The organism is Rhizobium sp. BK379 (genome assembly GCF_014193955.1).
Lineage (GTDB): Bacteria > Pseudomonadota > Alphaproteobacteria > Rhizobiales > Rhizobiaceae > Rhizobium.
The window spans coordinates 269,225-286,515 of the sequence record NZ_JACIAD010000009.1; the positions used below are offsets into that span (position 1 = coordinate 269,225).

Genomic DNA, 17,291 nt, shown 5'->3' on the forward strand with positions numbered 1-17,291 from the left:
CGCTTAGTAGTCGTCGCTCTTTTCCGGCGGGACGAGGCCTTCGATACCGGCCAGAAGCTCTTCTTCCGACATCTGGTCGAAGGTGATCGTTTCCGGCAGATCGTCCTGCTCTTCGCTGTCGGCAGTAGCAGTAGCGCCGGCCGCGATCAGGCTTGCCGGATCGGGCTCGGGCTCGTCCACTTCCACATGCTTCTGCAGCGAGTGGATCAGGTCTTCCTTCAGATCGTCCGGCGACAGGGTCTCGTCAGCGATTTCGCGCAGAGCCACAACCGGGTTCTTGTCGTTGTCACGATCAATGGTGATCGACGCACCCTGGGAAATCAGCCGGGCGCGGTGGCTGGCGAGCAGAACCAGCTCGAAGCGGTTCTCCACCTTGTCAATGCAATCTTCTACTGTGACACGGGCCATTGCCTGTCCTTTGCGGTCGTCTTTTCAGGATTAAAACGCCCGATACAATTAAAACCGGACAAATTCAAGTTTTTCGTTAGGGTCCCCTCGCCTTTATCCGCGGCGGGTCTAAATTTCCATGCACAATGTGACATTTCCACCGAGGGTTGCTTGGAATATCGCGAATCGTGCCCTAAATCTTTCATATATGAATAATTCATAAAGTACGGAACAGCTCGACGCCACATCCACAAGCCACTGTTTTTATTGGGCTAAGTGGCTTATGGATTTCGATTACTCTCTTTGGATCGGTAAGCGATGTTTGACCCACGCGAAAAAATTGCACTATTCATTGACGGCGCCAACCTCTACGCTGCATCCAAGAGTCTCGGCTTTGACATCGACTACCGCAAGCTCTTGAAAGCATTTCAGAAACGCGGATACCTGCTGCGCGCTTACTACTATACCGCGCTTATCGAAGACCAGGAATATTCCTCGATCCGTCCACTCATCGACTGGCTTGATTATAATGGCTACAAGGTCGTAACGAAGCCCGCCAAGGAGTTTACCGACTCCATGGGGCGTCGCAAGATCAAGGGCAATATGGATATCGAGCTCGCAATCGATGCCATGGAACAGTCCGAAACGGTCGACCATCTCGTCATCTTCTCTGGCGACGGCGATTTCACCAATCTGGTCGAAGCGCTGCAACGCAAGGGACGCAAGGTTTCGGTGATTTCGACCATGTCCACTCAACCGCCGATGATCGCCGACGACCTGCGCCGCCAGGCCGATCACTTCATCGATCTTCTGTCGCTGAAAGCGGAGATCGGCCGGGATCCTTCCGAACGTCCTCCGCGTCCTGCCGAAGTGGCGCCGGCCAGCGATTTCGAAGACTAAGGCGCGTCGCGACTCCAGGATTCACTTGCCCCGCTTTAGTCTTGCGTTCTTGCGTATCGCCAACTCAAAACCGCTGCACGCTATGCGCGACATGCTTCAAGCCTTCATTCGCGAATAGCCTGACGCTGCAGGCAAATGGTCAGCCGTTGCCTTTCAACAGACGGCTCTTCTGCCTGTTCCAATCGCGCTCCTTCTCGGATTCGCGCTTGTCATGCAACTTCTTGCCCTTCGCGAGCGCCAGCTCGAGCTTGGCGCGGCCCTGATCGTTGAAATAGATCTTCATCGGGATCAGCGTCATGCCTTCGCGGTTGATGCCAGCGCGCAAACGGTTGATCTCACGCCCGGACAAGAGCAGCTTGCGGCGGCGACGCGGCTCATGGTTGAAGCGGTTCGCCTGCAGATATTCCGGCAGATAGGAATTGATCAGCCAGATCTCGCCATCCTCATCCGAAGCGTAGGATTCGGCGATATTGGCCTTGCCTTCGCGCAATGACTTGACCTCGGTGCCCATCAGCACCAAGCCCGCCTCATAGGTATCGATGATTTCGTAGTTGAAGCGGGCCTTGCGGTTTTCCGCGACGACCTTCTTCACGATACGCTGGCTGCCTTTGGGGGCCATGACGATAATTCCATCCGAGGAGCGCGAATGCCGCGCCCTCATTTCCTGTCATCTATGTAAGGGGACGGCCCGGCTTTGTGAAGACGCAGGGCCGTGCAGCCTCAGTTGAGTAAGCCAGCGTGACGCATCGCGGCGTCGATTGCCGCTTCGGTCGAAGGCTCCAGCGAGGACATCAGCGGCGAGCGGACCGTGCGGCTCATACGACCGAGCTTCGACAGGCCGTATTTCGCGCCACAGACGCCGGGCTCCATGAAGACCGCCTTGTGTAGCGGCATCAGCCGGTCCTGCAGTTCCAGAGCCTTGGCGTAATTGCCTTCGGCCGTGGCGGCCTGGAATTCCGCACAGAGGCGCGGCGCAATATTGGCCGTGACCGAGATGCAGCCCACGCCGCCATGGGCGTTGAAGCCGAGCGCCGTCGCATCTTCACCCGAAAGCTGCTGAAACTCCTTGCCGCAGGTGATGCGCTGTTCGGAGACCCGCTCGATCTTGCCGGTCGCATCCTTGACGCCGACGATATTCTTGTGGGCCTTCGCAAGCGCACCCATCGTCTCCGGCGTCATGTCGATGACCGAACGGCCGGGGATGTTGTAGATATAGATCGGCAGATCGACGGCTTCGGCGATCGCGGAATAATGGGCGATCAGGCCCTTCTGCGTCGGCTTGTTGTAATAGGGCGTGACGACCAGCACGGCATCTGCGCCGACCTTTTGCGCATGCTGCGCAAGTTCGATCGCTTCCCGCGTATTGTTCGAGCCAGCGCCGGCCATGACAGGCACGCGCTTGGCCGCAACTTCGATGCAGAGCTCCACCACCCGTTTGTGCTCGGCATGCGACAGCGTCGGCGACTCGCCGGTCGTACCGACCGGAACGAGACCTTTGCTGCCTTCCCCGATCTGCCAGGCAACGTGAGCGGCGAAGCTGTCTTCGTCGATCAGGCCGGCATCGGTGAAGGGGGTTACGAGCGCGGGGATGGACCCATTGAACATGCAAAGCTCCTCACGGCCGATATCCTTGCTTCAGCCGCATTCCATGAATAAGAGTTGCGCACCATAGAGCGGCAAAAAGGCCGCGACAAGCGCGCATAGGTCGGTTTAGGGCAAATTCCGATAGCAAATGTGAATGAATTTTACCCGATACGGTAAGGTTTCGTTAAGATGCCTCCAGCCAAATTGAGGGGCATGTTTTCGTTGCGAGTCATCCGGATGAAGAGAGCCGTTCTGATCCTGTCCGCCTTCGGCCTGATCGCTGCGGCCTGGGGCAGCGCTGCATCGCAGCTCCCCGGCGAAAGCGCCCCCGTGCCTGCCGTCAAGCCGCTTGGATTCGTGCCGGAGACGGCGTCTTTCCCCGAGGCAATCACCACCGGCTCCATTCCGCGCACTGGAGCCATCGCGCCGGTCAACAGCAATTTGAAGGCAGGCCTGGATGCGCTCTCCAACAAGGATCCGCAACAGGCACTCGCCATCCGCAACACCATGGCGGCAGGAACGCTCGATCGCCACATCCTGACCTGGGCAATCGCCACATCCGGCCTGAAGGGCGTCCCCTCCTATGAGATCGCCAGCGCTTCGGACGAGCTGAAGGGTTGGCCAGGCCTCGAGCGTCTGCGCGGCAATTCCGAGCGCGCGCTTTATGACGAAAACCCGGCTCCTGCAGCCGTTCTGAACGCCTTCGGCGATACGACGCCGGAGACGCCGCAGGGCGCAATGATCATGTCGCGTGCACTGGTGGCGACCGGCAAATCTGCGCAGGCGACGAAATATATCGGCAAGATCTGGCGCGGTCAGGTGCTCGACAAGGCAACCGAAGACAAGATCCTGGCGGAATTCGCCGGCCTGCTGACCGCAGCCGATCACAAGACGCGCATGGACTACCTTATGTATCGCGGCCGCGTGGCACAGGCCAAGCGCTTCGGCGACATGGGCCAGGCGCAGTCGCTCTACAAGGCCTGGGCTGCCGTCGGCGCCAGTGCGGGCAACGCCGGCGCGCTGCTGAACGCGGTCGATGCTAAGTGGCGCAGCGATCCGGGCTATCTCTTCGCGCGCATCGAATATCTGCGCAAGCAGGACAAGTATCTCGACGCTGCCAAGCTCCTGCAGCAGATACCGCGCGACCGCAGCGAACTGATGAACTCCGGTGAATGGTGGAACGAGCAGCGGATCATCAGCCGTGGCCTCGTCGACCAGGGACAGTTCAAGGCCGCCTATCAGATCGTTTCCGCCTCCGTCGCGACGGTGCCGACAGATATAGTCGAAGCTCAATTCCATGCCGGCTGGTATGCGCTGCGCGGACTGCAAGACCCGACGACGGCCGAGACGCATTTCCGCCAGATCCTGCAGGTTTCGAACGGCCCGCTTTCCGTTTCCCGCGCCTGGTATTGGCTCGGACGCTCCGCGGAAGCCGGCGGGCCGGGCAAGGCCAGCGAATTTTTCGCAAAGGCCGCGAATTTTCCGGGCACTTTCTACGGACAGCTGGCGGCCGAGCGGCTCGGGCGCAAAACCCTCAACGTCACCTATCCCTCGCCGACAACGGCAGACCGGCAGAACCTGCAGCAGCGCGAGGCGGTGCAGGCGATCGGGCGGCTTGAATCGGCCGGTCACGGCTGGCGTGCGGCAGCCCTCTACCTGGCACTTGCCGACCAGATTCAAAGCCCTGGTGAACTGGCAATCCTGACAGCCAAGGCCGAGCAGGCAGGCGACCATCATCTCTCACTGCAGATCGGCAAGATCGCCTATGGGCGCGGCATCGATGTCGCAGCGCTTGCCTTCCCGGTCGGCGTCATTCCGGCGAACGCGAATATATCCGGTTCGGGAAAGGCGCTTGCCTATGCAATCGCCCGCCAGGAAAGCGCCTTCAATCCGGCCGCCGTCTCCGCGGCCAATGCGCGCGGCCTGCTGCAGCTCTTGCCGGGCACGGCCCAGGCGGTCGCCAAGCGGCACAATATCACCTATTCCAAGGACAAGCTGACGGCTGATGCAGGCTATAATGCAACGCTTGGCGCGCATTACCTCGGCGAGCAGATCGATGCCTTCGGCGGCTCCTACATCCTGACATTCATCGCCTATAATGCCGGACCCAAGCGCGTGCCGGAATGGATCAGCCGCTATGGCGATCCGCGCGGCAAGCCGGTCGACGAGATCGTCGACTGGATCGAGCGCATCCCCTTCCCCGAGACGCGCAACTACGTGCAGCGGGTGATGGAGAATTATGAAGTCTACAAGGCACGCCTTGGGCAGACTCCTGATATCGAGCGCGATCTCATCGGGGGCCGCAGCGCGACTTGAGGCGCATTGGCAGACCTGCCGAAAGCAGGCTACATCTCCTTCCGACAAATGGATGGAGATGTCATGGGCGACGCCGTCACAAGCGGGTTTACGGAAAAATTCTATAGATCGACCGATGGGCTGAGGCTCTACGCTCGTAGCTACCAACTGGCTGACAAAGAGCCTGATCGGCTGCCGATCGTCTGCCTGCCGGGTCTTTCCCGCAACAGCCGGGATTTCCATGAACTCGCACTGATCCTATCGCGGGATACGGTTTCACCGCGACGTGTCGTTGCCCTGGACTATCGCGGACGCGGGCTGTCCGATCGGGATGGTAACAAGGCGAACTACAATCTCGCCGTCGAATGTGGCGATGTGATTGCCGGCTGCGCTGAACTCGGCATCGAGCGCGCCATCTTCATCGGCACGTCGCGCGGCGGACTGATTCTGCATCTGCTGGCGGAAATGAAGCCGGAACTGCTCGCCGGCGTCATTTTCAACGATATCGGCCCCGTCATCCAGCCGCCCGGACTGATGGCGATCCGGGATTATCTCAACCGTGATCGCAAAGCTCAAAGCTGGAGCGAGGCGGCAGATGTCCTCAGGGAGGATCACGCAGGTGCTTTTCCGGCACTCGGTCTCACCGACTGGGAGAGCATGGCGCATGCCATCTATCGGGAGCAGAATGGCGTACCCGTCGCCGACTACGACCCGGCCATTGCCGAGCAGCTGAAAACAATCGATTTCGACAATCCCCTGCCCGATCTCTGGCCGCAATTCGAGAACCTGGGCGCCATACCGCTGCTGCTCATCAGGGGAGAGAATTCGAGCCTGCTATCGCGGGGGACGGTGGATGAAATGGCGAAGCGGCATCCTGATATGCTGCAGATCACCGCAAAGGGCCAAGGTCATGCGCCGCTTCTGCATCTTGGCGATATTCCGCACACGATCAGGATGTTTGTCAGCAAATTCGGCTGATCCGGCTTACCTCGTTTCCCTCGGGGTTCATCTATTTCCAGGCTGCACCACAGATCGGTCTTCCGGCATGAAATGCAAAAAGCCCGGCTCAAGAGCCGGGCTTCCCTGAATGACCGAAGTCAGATCAGATTAGAATGCACGCTGCAGGCGGAAGTAGCCCGAGGTTACGTCGTCAGCACCATCCGGATCGAGGTACTGAACCGAAACCTTAGCGGAGAAGTTGTCTACGATCTGGTAGTCAACCGTCAGACCAACCTTCCAGGCATCGTTGTCGTCGTTGAATTCGTCACCGACGATGCCGTAGTGGCCGTAGTACTGTACGCCCGGGGTCAGCTTCAGCTTGTCGGTAGCCTTGAGGGCGTACTCGGCAGCAACTGCCCATTCGGACTTGTTGTAGTAGGCGTTCGGGTTGGTCGAGTAGACTGCTGCGAGGCCGAGCGTGCCCGGGCCGATTGCAACGGTACCCATAGCGCGAACAGCGCCTTCTTCGTTGTCGGTGTCGTAACCAGCAGTGACCTGGTAGGTGAAGGCACCAGCCTTGCCACCGAGGCCAACTGCTACACCCCAGTTGTTCGGGGTTTCACCGTCGTAGAACGGGCTGTCTTCCAGTTCGTCAACGCTGATACCAGCGTAGAAGTCGCCGGTTTCATACTGATAACGGATGGAGTTGTGCAGGGTGACCGGGGAGCCGATATCGTCCGTTTCGCCGGAGAGACCATCGTCCCACCAGGAGTAGAACAGACCAGCGCGGAAGCCGGCGATGTCGAGGTAAGCAGAGTCAAGCTGCGTCTTCTGAGCCGAAGCGTTGTCAGCATTGGCCTGGATAACGATTACGCCGGTGAGCGGGCCGTATTCGGTATCGCTCTTAGCCGTGAACTGAACCTGACCACGCGTACGAGCATCCCAATCCGAGTCGTTCGGAACAGAACCGCCGCCGCCAGCGCCGATCGAGCTTGCGTTCGGAGCGACGTCAACCTGGAAACGGATGTAACCGTTGATCTTCAGGCAGGTTTCCGTGCCCGGGATGTAGAAGTAGCCGGTGCCGTAAGCGTCGCAGACGCGAACGTATTCAACCGGTTCCGGCTCGGCTGCAACGATAGCGTCAGCAGCCTGAGCGCCGGAAACTACTGCCATAGCGGCAGCAGAGCCAAGAAGAAGGCTCTTGATGTTCATAATGACCTCCAATTCAAGTTTCGTTCGGAGGTAAGATCACGCCTTACAGCGTTTCCCTGCCCTACCCCCGGGTGTTTGAAGAAGTCGGGCGGTCAGGCCCTTGCTTCCGAGGGTGAAAATACAAGACGGCGGCTGTCACGCAATCACCAACTTGTGTTCAAGAGGGGTTTACGAAAGCCTTACCGGAACCCTGTTGCTGAAAGGCCACAAGTTGGGCAACGGGCCGGCCGTTTGTTTAGGCTTTATTAAGAAATCGCTTATTTTCCCGACGTTTATTGGAGTTTCATAAGGTGCGGCAGCGCCCAATCGTGCCAAAATGACACCATTTTCCCGCCAGATTCAGCTTTTTGCGATGATTGCCTGACAACCGGCGCAAAGCTCGCCAACACAAGAATCGAAACCGATTTCAGTTTTAGCCGACGAGAGGCGATCGATTCTCATGCGCGATTCGGCCGGCCGACCGTCGCGATTCTGGAACGAGGCAGACGACAGGGAGAATTCAGAACAGAGAAAATTGACACAGACACGGGGAGACGCTCGCGAAAGACCGCGACGTTCGCAACGGAGGAAACGGCGGAAGGGACGAAGGTGGACTGGATCGCCACTCGATCCAACACGGGGCTGACCGGGCGGTGAATCCGGGCCATTCGATCGATGAAGCTGTTCATCGGAGGTTCACGCCCGGAGGCCCAAGCTGAAAACTTGGAAGGATACGTCGATGAGGAAGCTATCATCAGCACTCGCAGCCGTCGTCCTGGCTGCATCTTTCGCCCCACCGCTAAACGCGGCTCCGATGTTCGTGCCGAGAGCAGAGCAAGTGCAGATCGGCAATGTCGAGCAAGTCAGATATCGAGGCCATCGGCATTGGCGCGCGGATCGCTACTGGAACCACCGGTACGCCTACCGTTCCTGCGGATATTATGACAGATGCTACAGATATCCCCGCTACGGCTACAGGTACCCGCGGTACTACGATCGGGGTTATTACGGCGGCTACCGCGACTATTACGGCTACCGTCCGCGGTCAGGCGTGAGTTTGTATTTTCATTTCTAGCCGGCGACACCTGTCGGCCATATCGCCGGGCGCGGCCTTCAACGTTGCCCTGCCCGATGAGCCAACAACAATCGTGTCTTGGTGAATGTTATGGCTGGTCTGATACCGGCTGCCATCCATCTGACTTCATCGATAGGAAGATAGATGGCGGAGAAGATGGGATTCGAACCCACGATACCATTCCTGGTATACTCCCTTAGCAGGGGAGCGCCTTCGACCACTCGGCCACCTCTCCGGTGGGAGCCCTGATATGGGTATTCCCCGGTACGATCAAGCTTTTTTTGAAGTTTTTCACACGCCCTTTGCGCAGATCGCAACCGCGACGACGACAGTTCAAAACTGAATCGACCGCAGAGGCGATCAAACCCCTATCCGCTCATGCCAGGAGTTGCTTCAGGTCGGCCGCAGGATCGGCCAGGATTGCGCGGTCAGGATTGATGCCGGATTCAAGCATCTTCTTGCCCGTCACATAGGCCTTGGCATCATTGATCGCATCAACGGCGATCAGCTTGCCCTCGCGGAAATACCAGACCGAGCTTGCTCCTTCACGGGAACCTGGACGCAGCAGCGTGTCGTCGTAGCCCATATTGAAGCCGGCGATCTGCAGCTTCACGTCATACTGGTCCGACCAGAACCAGGGCTTGGGGTCGTAGGGTTCGTTGCCGCCAGCGATGACGGCGGCCGCGGCATCGGCCTGGTCTACGGCGTTCTGCACGGATTCAAGCCGAATACGGCCGCCCTGCCAGGGCAGGCTGGCGCAATCGCCCGCCGCATAGATCGACGGGTCGGATGTGCGGGCAAATTCGTCGACAATGATTCCATTGCCGACTTCGATCCCGGCCTCCTTCGCCAGAAGGTCGTTCGGCACGACGCCGATGCCGACGATCACGAAGTCCACTTCGATGATGGCGCCGTCGGAAAGCTCGGCGCCCGTCACGCGGCCATCCCGGCCGATCAGGTGCTTCAAGCCGGTCTTTTCGCGAATCGTCACATCATGGCTCTTATGGATCGCACGCATGATATCGGCGGTTTCACTGGCAGCGACACGCTGCAGGATCCGGTCGGCCATTTCGATGACGGTCACTTCCAGGCCGAGATGGCGGGCGACGGCCGCCGCCTCGAGACCGATATAGCCGCCGCCAATGATGAGCACACGGCGGCCGGGCCGCATTTCGCCGGCAAGCAGGTCGGCGTCGCGCTTGTCGCGAGCGACGTAGACCCCTTCCAGATCGCCGCCGATCGCGGCAGGCAGGCGGCGGGGTGTGGAGCCGGTCACAAGCGCCAGGGTGCCATAATCGAGAATGGAGCCGTCCTGCAGAAGGACTTGTTTGGTCTCGCGCTTGATCTGCTCGGCCCAGGTCGAAAGGCGGATTTCGACATTATTGTCGGGATACCAATGCTCGGGACGGAACAGCAAGCGGTCGAAGGCCATCTCGCCGAGCAGATACTTCTTCGACAGAGGCGGGCGCTGGTAAGGAAGGACGTCTTCGGCGCCAATCAGCGTAATCGGACGCTCGTCCTTCAGCGCACGCAGCTTGGCTGCCAATGCGAAGCCTGCCTGCCCCGCGCCGATGATCACCAGTCTGTCCGTCACGATACCACTCCCGAATATCAGCCATTCAACCGGGACAAGGCCTATCCCCTGCCCCAAACGCCGTCAACGGAAGCGAAGGCTTGCTTCAGCCGATCTCGATCCAGCGGCGCTCATGGAAAGACTGTGCCATGGCATGAACCGACTTCTCTATCCTGAGACCGTCTTCGAATGTCACGATAGACGCCGGCTCCCCGGAAATCGCCCGGATCAGTTCCCGGCATTCGATGATCTTCAGATCGTTGAAGCCGAGACCGTGACCGGGGGCCGGGATGAAGCGATCATACGGCTGATGGGCGGGTGCCGCCAGTATCTTGCGGAAGCCCTGCTCCGAGCCGCGTCCTTCGGCCTGATAGAGCTCGAATTCGTTCATGCGCTCCTGATCATAGAGAATAGAACCCTTCGAGCCGTAGATCTGCAGCGCTATACGGCCCTTGCGCCCCCAGGCGGCACGATTTGCCATCAGCACTGCCGAGATGCCGCCGCCGAGACGCATCAGCACATTGGCCGCATCATGATTCTCGACCGCGCGGCGACCGCCGCCCGATACCGGGCGATCGGCATAGGGTTTGACCATATCCGTGGTGACAGCTTCGACATGGCCGAAGAGATACCAGAGCAGCGACAACGGATGGACGGCGAAATCGTCGAGTGCGCCGTAACCGGCAGAAAGCTCGCTCTTCCAATAGAACAGGACATCAGGATCGGCCATGAAATCCTCGTCCATTTCGACGCGGATGTGATTGACGGAGCCGATCGCGCCCTCACCTATCAGCGCCTTGATATGCCGCATGATCGGGTTCTGGATATAATTGTAGCCGAGCACTGCGACCTTGCCGGATTGTCTGGACACCTGAAGCATGCGCTCGGCATCGGCATAGGCGGGCGCCATGGGCTTTTCGCACCAGACGTGCTTGCCGGCCTCGAGGGCGGCGATCGCCATTTCGGCATGGAACTGATTGGGTGTGGTGACGGAGACGACGTCCACATCGGGATCCGCAATCAGCGCCCGCCAGTCGGCCGTCGCCTTCTCGAAGCCGAACTCCCCGGCGCGGGTGCTTGCCAGCTCGGCATTGGCTTCGGCAAGATGCACGAGACGCGGGCGCTCGACATCGCCGAAGACCGTTTTCACCGCATTCCATGCGAGTGCGTGGCACTTGCCCATATAACCGGTGCCGATCAAACCTATGCCGAGTGGCTTCATGTCAGGGTCTCCTCCTCAACTCCGCGGGAATTTTTGGAATATTTGGATCATTTTGACAAGCAGGTGCTGATCCATCTTTTCATGTCGGTCTTCTCAAAATTGTCTAAAACCCTTGATTTTCAGACTATTAAAAACAATTAGGCGCCTTCGTCGAAATCGTTTATGCTCCGAAATATGGAATATTTGTTTCATCTTCTGAGCCGTCAGCATGGATAGTGACCCCCAAAGAGCGCGCGTGCCGCGCGATTTCGAAAGCCTGCGCAGTACGATCATCGAGCGGAAGGCGAACATGCCGAAGCGGCTGGCGCAGGTGGCCGCCTTTGCGCTCGGCAATCCTGATGAAATCGCCTTCGGCACGACTGCCAGCATTGCCGCAGCATCGGAGGTCCAGCCCTCCACGCTGGTACGCCTCGCCCATCACCTCGGCTATGAGGGCTTTTCCGATCTCCAGAGCATTTTTCGCGAGCGGCTGCGTGACCGGACGCTGAGCTATGAGGAACGCCTCGTCACGCTGGAACAGTCCGGCGGGGATGACGAGGATGCGACGCTGCTGACCGGCTTCATTTCGGCCGCCAGCCAGTCGGTGAACCGGCTTGCGGCGACCGTGCAGACGGACACGTTTGCGAAGGCCGTCGATATCCTGGCGGCGGCGGAGACCATCTATCTCATCGCCAAGCGGCGCTCCTATCCGCTGACGGCACACATGACCTACGCCTTTTCCAAACTGAACATCCGCCATCAGATCGTCGCCTCGCCAAACGGCGTCGATCCGGAGATGGTGCAATTCGCTACGCCGCGCGATGCGGCGATTGCGGCGAGCTTTTCGCCCTATGCGGCCGACAGCCTCATCCAGAGCCAGGAGCTTGCCGATCGCGGCGTGCCGGTGATTGCGATCACCGATTCGGCCTTCTCGCCGCTGGCCGCCTGCGCGACGCACTGGTTCGAAATAGCCGAGGCCGATTTCGCCGGCTTCCGTTCATTGTCGGCCTCTATGGCGCTCACCATGGCGCTGCCGGTTGCCATTGCCGAGCGGCGACGCAAATTACAGCACGCAAAACCCGTGAAGACAAAAATGGAATAAACATTCCGAATTGACAAACAGACGGAACCGATGTTTCATTATTCAAAATTCGCGGACGGTCCAGGCCGCGTAAAAATCTAGCGGGAGGACATCATGGCACAATCGAATCCGGGCTCACAGCCGGAGCCGACACTCGACGTGATCACTATCGGCCGCTCGTCCGTCGACCTTTACGGTCAGCAAATCGGTTCGCGGCTGGAAGATATCGGTTCCTTTGCGAAATCTGTCGGCGGCTGCCCGGCCAATATCGCGATCGGCACGGCGCGGCTCGGGTTGAAATCGGCATTGATCACCCGCGTCGGCGACGAGCAGATGGGGCGCTTCATCATTGAGCAGTCGGCGCGCGAGGGCGTCGAGACGAAAGGCATCAAGACCGACAAGGATCGGCTGACGGCACTTGTGCTGCTAGCGGTAGAGGCCGAGGGCGTCTCGCCGATGATTTTCTATCGTTCCGATTGCGCCGATATGGCACTCGACGAAGGCGATATTGACGAGGATTTCATCAAATCCTCGCGCGCAGTGCTCGTCTCGGGCACGCATTTCTCCCGGCCGAATACGGAGGCCGCGCAACGCAAGGCGATCCGGCTTGCCAAGGCGAATGGCCGAAAGGTGATTTTCGATATCGATTACCGGCCGAACCTCTGGGGCCTTGCCGGCCATGCCGAGGGCTTCGAGCGTTATGTGAAGTCGGACCGCGTCTCCTCGAAGATGAAGGAGACACTGCCGGATTGCGACTTGATCGTCGGAACGGAAGAAGAGATCCTGATTGCATCGGGTGCGGATGACGTTCTCGGTGCATTGAAAGAAATTCGCCGCCTTTCGCCTGCGACCATCTTTCTGAAGCGCGGCGCCATGGGCTGCATCGTCTATGACGGCCCGATCAGCGATAATCTGGAAGACGGCGTTGTCGGCGATGGCTTCCCGATCGAGGTGTTCAACGTGCTTGGCGCGGGCGATGCGTTCATGTCCGGCCTGCTGCGCGGCTGGCTGAAGGATGAACCGCTGAAGACCTGCGCCACCTGGGCGAATGCCTGCGGCGCCTTTGCCGTTTCCCGCCTGCTCTGCTCGCCGGAATATCCGACCTGGGCGGAGCTCGACTTCTTCCTGAAGAACGGCAGCAAACACCGCGCGCTTCGCAAGGACGAAGCGATCAACCACATCCATTGGGCCTCGACCCGCAAGGGCGACATCCCGCTTCTGATGGCGCTCGCCATCGACCATCGTTCGCAGCTAACCGCTGTCTGCGACGAGCTCAGCATCGATTATAAGCAGATCGTCGCCTTCAAGCGCCTGGCGGTAGAAGCTGCTTCCCGCGTTGCTGACGGCCGGACCGGCTACGGCATGCTGATCGACGAGCGCTTCGGCCGTGACGCCTTCTTCGACGCGGCCAAGAAGGATTTCACCTGGATCGGCCGGCCGGTCGAGCTTCCGGGCTCCAAGCCCCTGCGTTTCGAATTCAGCCAGGATATCGGATCGCAGCTGGTAGAATGGCCGCTCGACCATTGCATCAAGTGCCTGTGTTTCTATCATCCCGACGATCCGGCGGAATTGAAGAAGGAACAGCAGGAAAAACTGCGCACGCTCTTTGAAGCCGCACGCAAGGTCGGCCGCGAGCTGCTGGTGGAGATCATCTGCAGCAAGAACGGGCCGCTGACCGACGATACGGTGTCGACGGCGCTGGAAGAACTCTACGCGCTCGGCATCAAGCCGGACTGGTGGAAGCTTGAGCCGCAGGCCTCAACCGGCGCCTGGAAAAAGATCGATGCCGTCATTGCCAAAAATGATCCATGGTGCCGCGGTATCGTGCTTTTGGGGCTAGAAGCTCCCGCCGACGAACTGGTGAAGGGTTTCGAGGCGACGCTGGCTGCACCCTCGGTCAAGGGCTTTGCGGTTGGCCGCACGATCTTTGCCGATGCGGCGCGCGGCTGGCTTTCGGGCAAGATCAACGACGAGGAAGCGATTGCCGATATGGCCGGTCGCTTTAAGCAATTGACAGAGGCCTGGCTGAAAACGCGCGGTCTCAACTAAGTAGAGTGAATTTGGGAGGCGCCCGATGGGCAAGACGGTAAGATTGACGATGGCGCAGGCCGTCGCGCATTTCCTTAAAGTGCAGATGACCATCGTCGACGGCAAAAAGGTGCCGATCTTCGGTGGCGTCTGGGCGATCTTCGGCCACGGCAATGTCGCCGGCATGGGCGAGGCACTCTATCAGGTGCGCCAGGAACTGCCGACCTATCGTGCGCATAACGAACAGGGCATGGCCCACGCGGCTATCGCCTATGCCAAGGCGAGCTTCCGCCAGCGTTTCATGGCCTGCACGACCTCGATCGGCCCCGGTGCTCTGAACATGGTGACGGCTGCCGGCGTGGCGCATGTCAACCGCATCCCGGTGCTCTTCCTGCCCGGCGATATCTTCGCCAATCGCGCGCCCGATCCGGTGCTGCAGCAGATCGAGGATTTCGGCGACGGCACGGTATCGGCCAATGATGCCTTCCGCCCGGTCTCGCGCTATTTCGACCGTATCACCCGGCCGGAACAGATCATCACGGCGCTGAAGCGCGCCATGCAGGTGCTGACCGATCCGCTCGATTGCGGCCCTGTGACGCTGTCGCTCTGCCAGGACGTTCAGGCGGAAGCCTTCGATTATCCGGAAAGCCTGTTCGAAGAGAAGGTCTGGACGGTGCGCCGTCCGCAGCCGGATGCCGATGAGCTTGCCAATGCCATTTCTCTGATCAAGGCTTCGCAGAAGCCGGTCATTGTTGCCGGCGGCGGCGTACTCTATTCGCAGGCGACCAAGGAGCTTGCGGCTTTCGCGGAGGTGCATGGCGTTCCCGTCGTCGTCACCCAGGCCGGCAAGTCGGCGATCGACGAGCGTCATGCGCTGGCGCTTGGCTCCGTCGGCGTGACCGGCACATCGGCTGCCAACGCTATTGCCGAGGAAACCGACCTGGTGATTGCCGTCGGCACGCGCTGCCAGGATTTCACGACCGGTTCCTGGGCGCTCTTCAAGAACGAAGGCCTGAAGCTGCTCAACCTTAATATCGCAGCCTATGACGCGCTGAAGCATGACAGCCATCCGCTTGTCGCCGACGCGCGCGAGGGACTGAAGGCACTTTCGTCAGGCCTTTCCGGCTGGAAAGCGCCAGCAGCGCTTGCCGAGAAGGCAACGAAGGAAAAGAACGTCTGGATGGAGGCTGCCGCCAAGGCCATGGCCACCACCAATGCCGCCTTGCCCTCCGACGCGCAGGTCATCGGTGCCGTGGTTCGTTCCATCGGCGGCGAGAAGACGACGCTGCTATGTGCGGCGGGCGGCCTGCCGGGCGAACTGCACAAGCTGTGGCCGGCCACCGTCCCCGGCAGCTACCACATGGAATACGGCTTCTCCTGCATGGGCTATGAGATTGCCGGCGGCCTCGGCGCCAAGATGGCTCATCCGGAAAAGGACGTCGTCGTCATGGTCGGCGACGGCTCCTACATGATGTTGAATTCCGAGCTTGCGACCTCGGTCATGCTCGGCCTCAAGCTGAATATCGTACTGCTCGACAATAGAGGCTATGGCTGCATCAACCGCCTGCAGATGGCAACCGGTGGCGCCAACTTCAACAACCTGTTGAAGGACTCCTATCATGAGGTCATGCCCGAGATCGATTTCCGCGCGCATGCGGAAGCGATGGGCGCGATTGCAGTGAAGGTTTCCTCCATCGCCGAACTGGAACAGGCGATCGCCGATTCGAAGAAGAACGATCGCACCTCGGTCTTCGTCATCGATACCGACCCGTTGATCACGACGGATGCCGGTGGTCACTGGTGGGATGTGGCGGTGCCGGAAGTCAGCCCGCGCGGCGAGGTCAACAAGGCCCATGAGGCCTATGTCAAGGCACGCGCCGCCCAGCGCGTCGGCTGATCCAATTGCTATCATTTTCCGGAGGAGCGGCAGCGCTCCTCCGCACTCTATTTAAGGAGACTATCGATGAAGGCCAAACTCGGCATGTCGCCCATCGCATGGTGGAACGACGACCTTCCTGAACTCAGCGACGACGTGTCCCTTGAAGAATGCCTGCGCCAGTCCCGCACTGCCGGCTTTACCGGTATGGAGCAGGGCCGCCGTTTCCCGAGCAATCCTCAGGAGATGCTGCCCATTCTGCGCGCCGCCGACGTGACGCTCTGCGGCGGTTGGTTCTCCGGCACGCTTGTCAATGAGGAGCTTGCGGCCAACAAGGACCGCATCGCGCCGATGATCGAACTTTTCAAGGCGGTCAATGCGCCTTGCATCGTCTATGGCGAAGTCGGCCGCTCGATCCAGGGCGACCGCTCCAAGCCACTCGCCACCAAGCCGCGGCTTGGCGATGACGAGATGAAGGCCTATGCGCGCCGTGTCACCGAATTCGGCGAATGGTGCGCCGAGCAGGGCATGCCGCTTTCCTATCACCACCACATGGCGGCTGTCGTCGAGACCGAGCCGGAGCTCGATGCCTTCATGAAGAATTCGGGCGCCGGCATTCCGCTGCTGCTCGATGCCGGGCATCTGGCCTTTGCCGGCGGCGACGTGCTGCGCGCGATCGACAATCACCACGCTCGCATCAACCATGTGCATGTGAAGGACATCCGCAAGGCCGTTGTCGACGGGCTGGATCGCAGCAAGCAGTCCTTCCTCGATGCAGTGGCACTTGGCGCCTTCACCGTGCCGGGTGACGGCTCGCTCGACTTCGGCGCCATCGTCAAGCGGTTCGCCGATTATGGTTATGAAGGCTGGTTCGTGGTCGAGGCCGAGCAGGATCCGCGCAAGGCGCCGCCGCAGAAGATGGCAGAGATCGGTCATGCCGAATTGATGCGTGTCATGACGGCGGCTGGTTATACGGTGGAGACCGAAGGTTTCCCGAAAGGGTAACTACAAAACTGCTGGAGCCCGGAGCCCCCTCATCCGCCCTTCGGGCACCTTCTCCCCTGGGGGAGAAGGGAAAAGAGGCGGGCGCGGCGTATCCCTTCTCCCCCTCGGGGAGAAGGTGGCGGCAGCCGCATGAGGGGGCCGCACCCACCAATTCAG

General features: G+C 59.9%; 14 protein-coding genes and 1 tRNA gene. 8 read left to right on the plus strand and 7 right to left on the minus strand.

The window, feature by feature from the left end; genetic code table 11:
* Positions 1–3: 3 nt before the first annotated feature.
* A complete protein-coding gene (gene rpoZ / locus FHT93_RS31405) occupies positions 4–408 on the minus strand; it encodes a DNA-directed RNA polymerase subunit omega (RefSeq protein WP_018115601.1) in 405 nt (134 codons plus the stop codon).
* Positions 409–705: 297 nt separating this feature from the next.
* Between rpoZ and FHT93_RS31410 the strand changes: the two genes are divergently transcribed.
* Positions 706–1,287: an NYN domain-containing protein gene (locus tag FHT93_RS31410; RefSeq protein WP_007820126.1), complete on the plus strand. Its 582-nt coding sequence runs from the start codon at positions 706–708 to the stop codon at positions 1,285–1,287.
* A gap of 139 nt (positions 1,288–1,426) precedes the next feature.
* Here the strand turns inward: FHT93_RS31410 and smpB are convergent, their stop codons facing one another.
* Both smpB and dapA read right to left on the minus strand, forming a co-directional pair.
* Positions 1,427–1,906, minus strand: a complete 480-nt coding sequence (gene smpB, locus FHT93_RS31415; RefSeq protein WP_018115602.1) for an SsrA-binding protein SmpB — start codon at positions 1,904–1,906, stop codon at positions 1,427–1,429.
* Positions 1,907–2,007: 101 nt separating this feature from the next.
* Positions 2,008–2,892: a 4-hydroxy-tetrahydrodipicolinate synthase gene (gene dapA, locus FHT93_RS31420; protein WP_018115603.1), complete on the minus strand. Its 885-nt coding sequence runs from the start codon at positions 2,890–2,892 to the stop codon at positions 2,008–2,010.
* A gap of 216 nt (positions 2,893–3,108) precedes the next feature.
* On the opposite strand from dapA, the gene FHT93_RS31425 reads away from it, so the two are divergent.
* On the plus strand, positions 3,109–5,187 hold the full coding sequence (locus FHT93_RS31425; protein ID WP_183851080.1) for a lytic transglycosylase domain-containing protein: 2,079 nt from the start codon (positions 3,109–3,111) through the stop codon (positions 5,185–5,187).
* A 63-nt stretch (positions 5,188–5,250) separates the two neighbouring features.
* The gene (locus FHT93_RS31430) at positions 5,251–6,144 is read left to right on the plus strand and encodes an alpha/beta hydrolase (RefSeq protein WP_183851082.1); all 894 of its coding nucleotides are present in this window, start codon (positions 5,251–5,253) and stop codon (positions 6,142–6,144) included.
* Positions 6,145–6,273: 129 nt separating this feature from the next.
* Here FHT93_RS31430 and FHT93_RS31435 read toward each other — a convergent pair whose 3' ends face one another.
* Positions 6,274–7,317, minus strand: coding sequence for a porin (locus FHT93_RS31435; protein ID WP_112967967.1), 1,044 nt, complete (start codon positions 7,315–7,317; stop codon positions 6,274–6,276).
* Between the two features lie 718 nt (positions 7,318–8,035).
* Here FHT93_RS31435 and FHT93_RS35740 point away from each other — a divergent pair.
* On the plus strand, positions 8,036–8,371 hold the full coding sequence (locus FHT93_RS35740) for a hypothetical protein (RefSeq protein WP_112544754.1): 336 nt from the start codon (positions 8,036–8,038) through the stop codon (positions 8,369–8,371).
* A gap of 145 nt (positions 8,372–8,516) precedes the next feature.
* Here the strand turns inward: FHT93_RS35740 and FHT93_RS31440 are convergent.
* From FHT93_RS31440 to FHT93_RS31450, 3 genes are all read right to left on the minus strand, one after another.
* Positions 8,517–8,606 (minus strand) — tRNA-Ser (locus FHT93_RS31440).
* 141 nt (positions 8,607–8,747) lie between these two features.
* Positions 8,748–9,965, minus strand: coding sequence for an FAD-dependent oxidoreductase (locus FHT93_RS31445; RefSeq protein ID WP_183851084.1), 1,218 nt, complete (start codon positions 9,963–9,965; stop codon positions 8,748–8,750).
* A gap of 85 nt (positions 9,966–10,050) precedes the next feature.
* Positions 10,051–11,166, minus strand: a complete 1,116-nt coding sequence (locus FHT93_RS31450) for a Gfo/Idh/MocA family oxidoreductase (RefSeq protein ID WP_183851085.1) — start codon at positions 11,164–11,166, stop codon at positions 10,051–10,053.
* A 208-nt stretch (positions 11,167–11,374) separates the two neighbouring features.
* Here FHT93_RS31450 and FHT93_RS31455 point away from each other — a divergent pair, with 208 nt between their 5' ends.
* The 4 genes from FHT93_RS31455 to iolE all read left to right on the plus strand — a co-directional run bounded on the left by FHT93_RS31455 (position 11,375) and on the right by iolE (position 17,135).
* The gene (locus tag FHT93_RS31455; protein ID WP_112967940.1) at positions 11,375–12,247 is read left to right on the plus strand and encodes a MurR/RpiR family transcriptional regulator; all 873 of its coding nucleotides are present in this window, start codon (positions 11,375–11,377) and stop codon (positions 12,245–12,247) included.
* Between the two features lie 93 nt (positions 12,248–12,340).
* Positions 12,341–14,275, plus strand: a complete 1,935-nt coding sequence (gene iolC / locus FHT93_RS31460; RefSeq protein WP_183851087.1) for a 5-dehydro-2-deoxygluconokinase — start codon at positions 12,341–12,343, stop codon at positions 14,273–14,275.
* Between the two features lie 25 nt (positions 14,276–14,300).
* A complete protein-coding gene (gene iolD, locus FHT93_RS31465; RefSeq protein WP_112967938.1) occupies positions 14,301–16,151 on the plus strand; it encodes a 3D-(3,5/4)-trihydroxycyclohexane-1,2-dione acylhydrolase (decyclizing) in 1,851 nt (616 codons plus the stop codon).
* Positions 16,152–16,217: 66 nt separating this feature from the next.
* Positions 16,218–17,135, plus strand: coding sequence for a myo-inosose-2 dehydratase (gene iolE / locus FHT93_RS31470; RefSeq protein WP_112967937.1), 918 nt, complete (start codon positions 16,218–16,220; stop codon positions 17,133–17,135).
* Positions 17,136–17,291 lie beyond the last annotated feature (156 nt).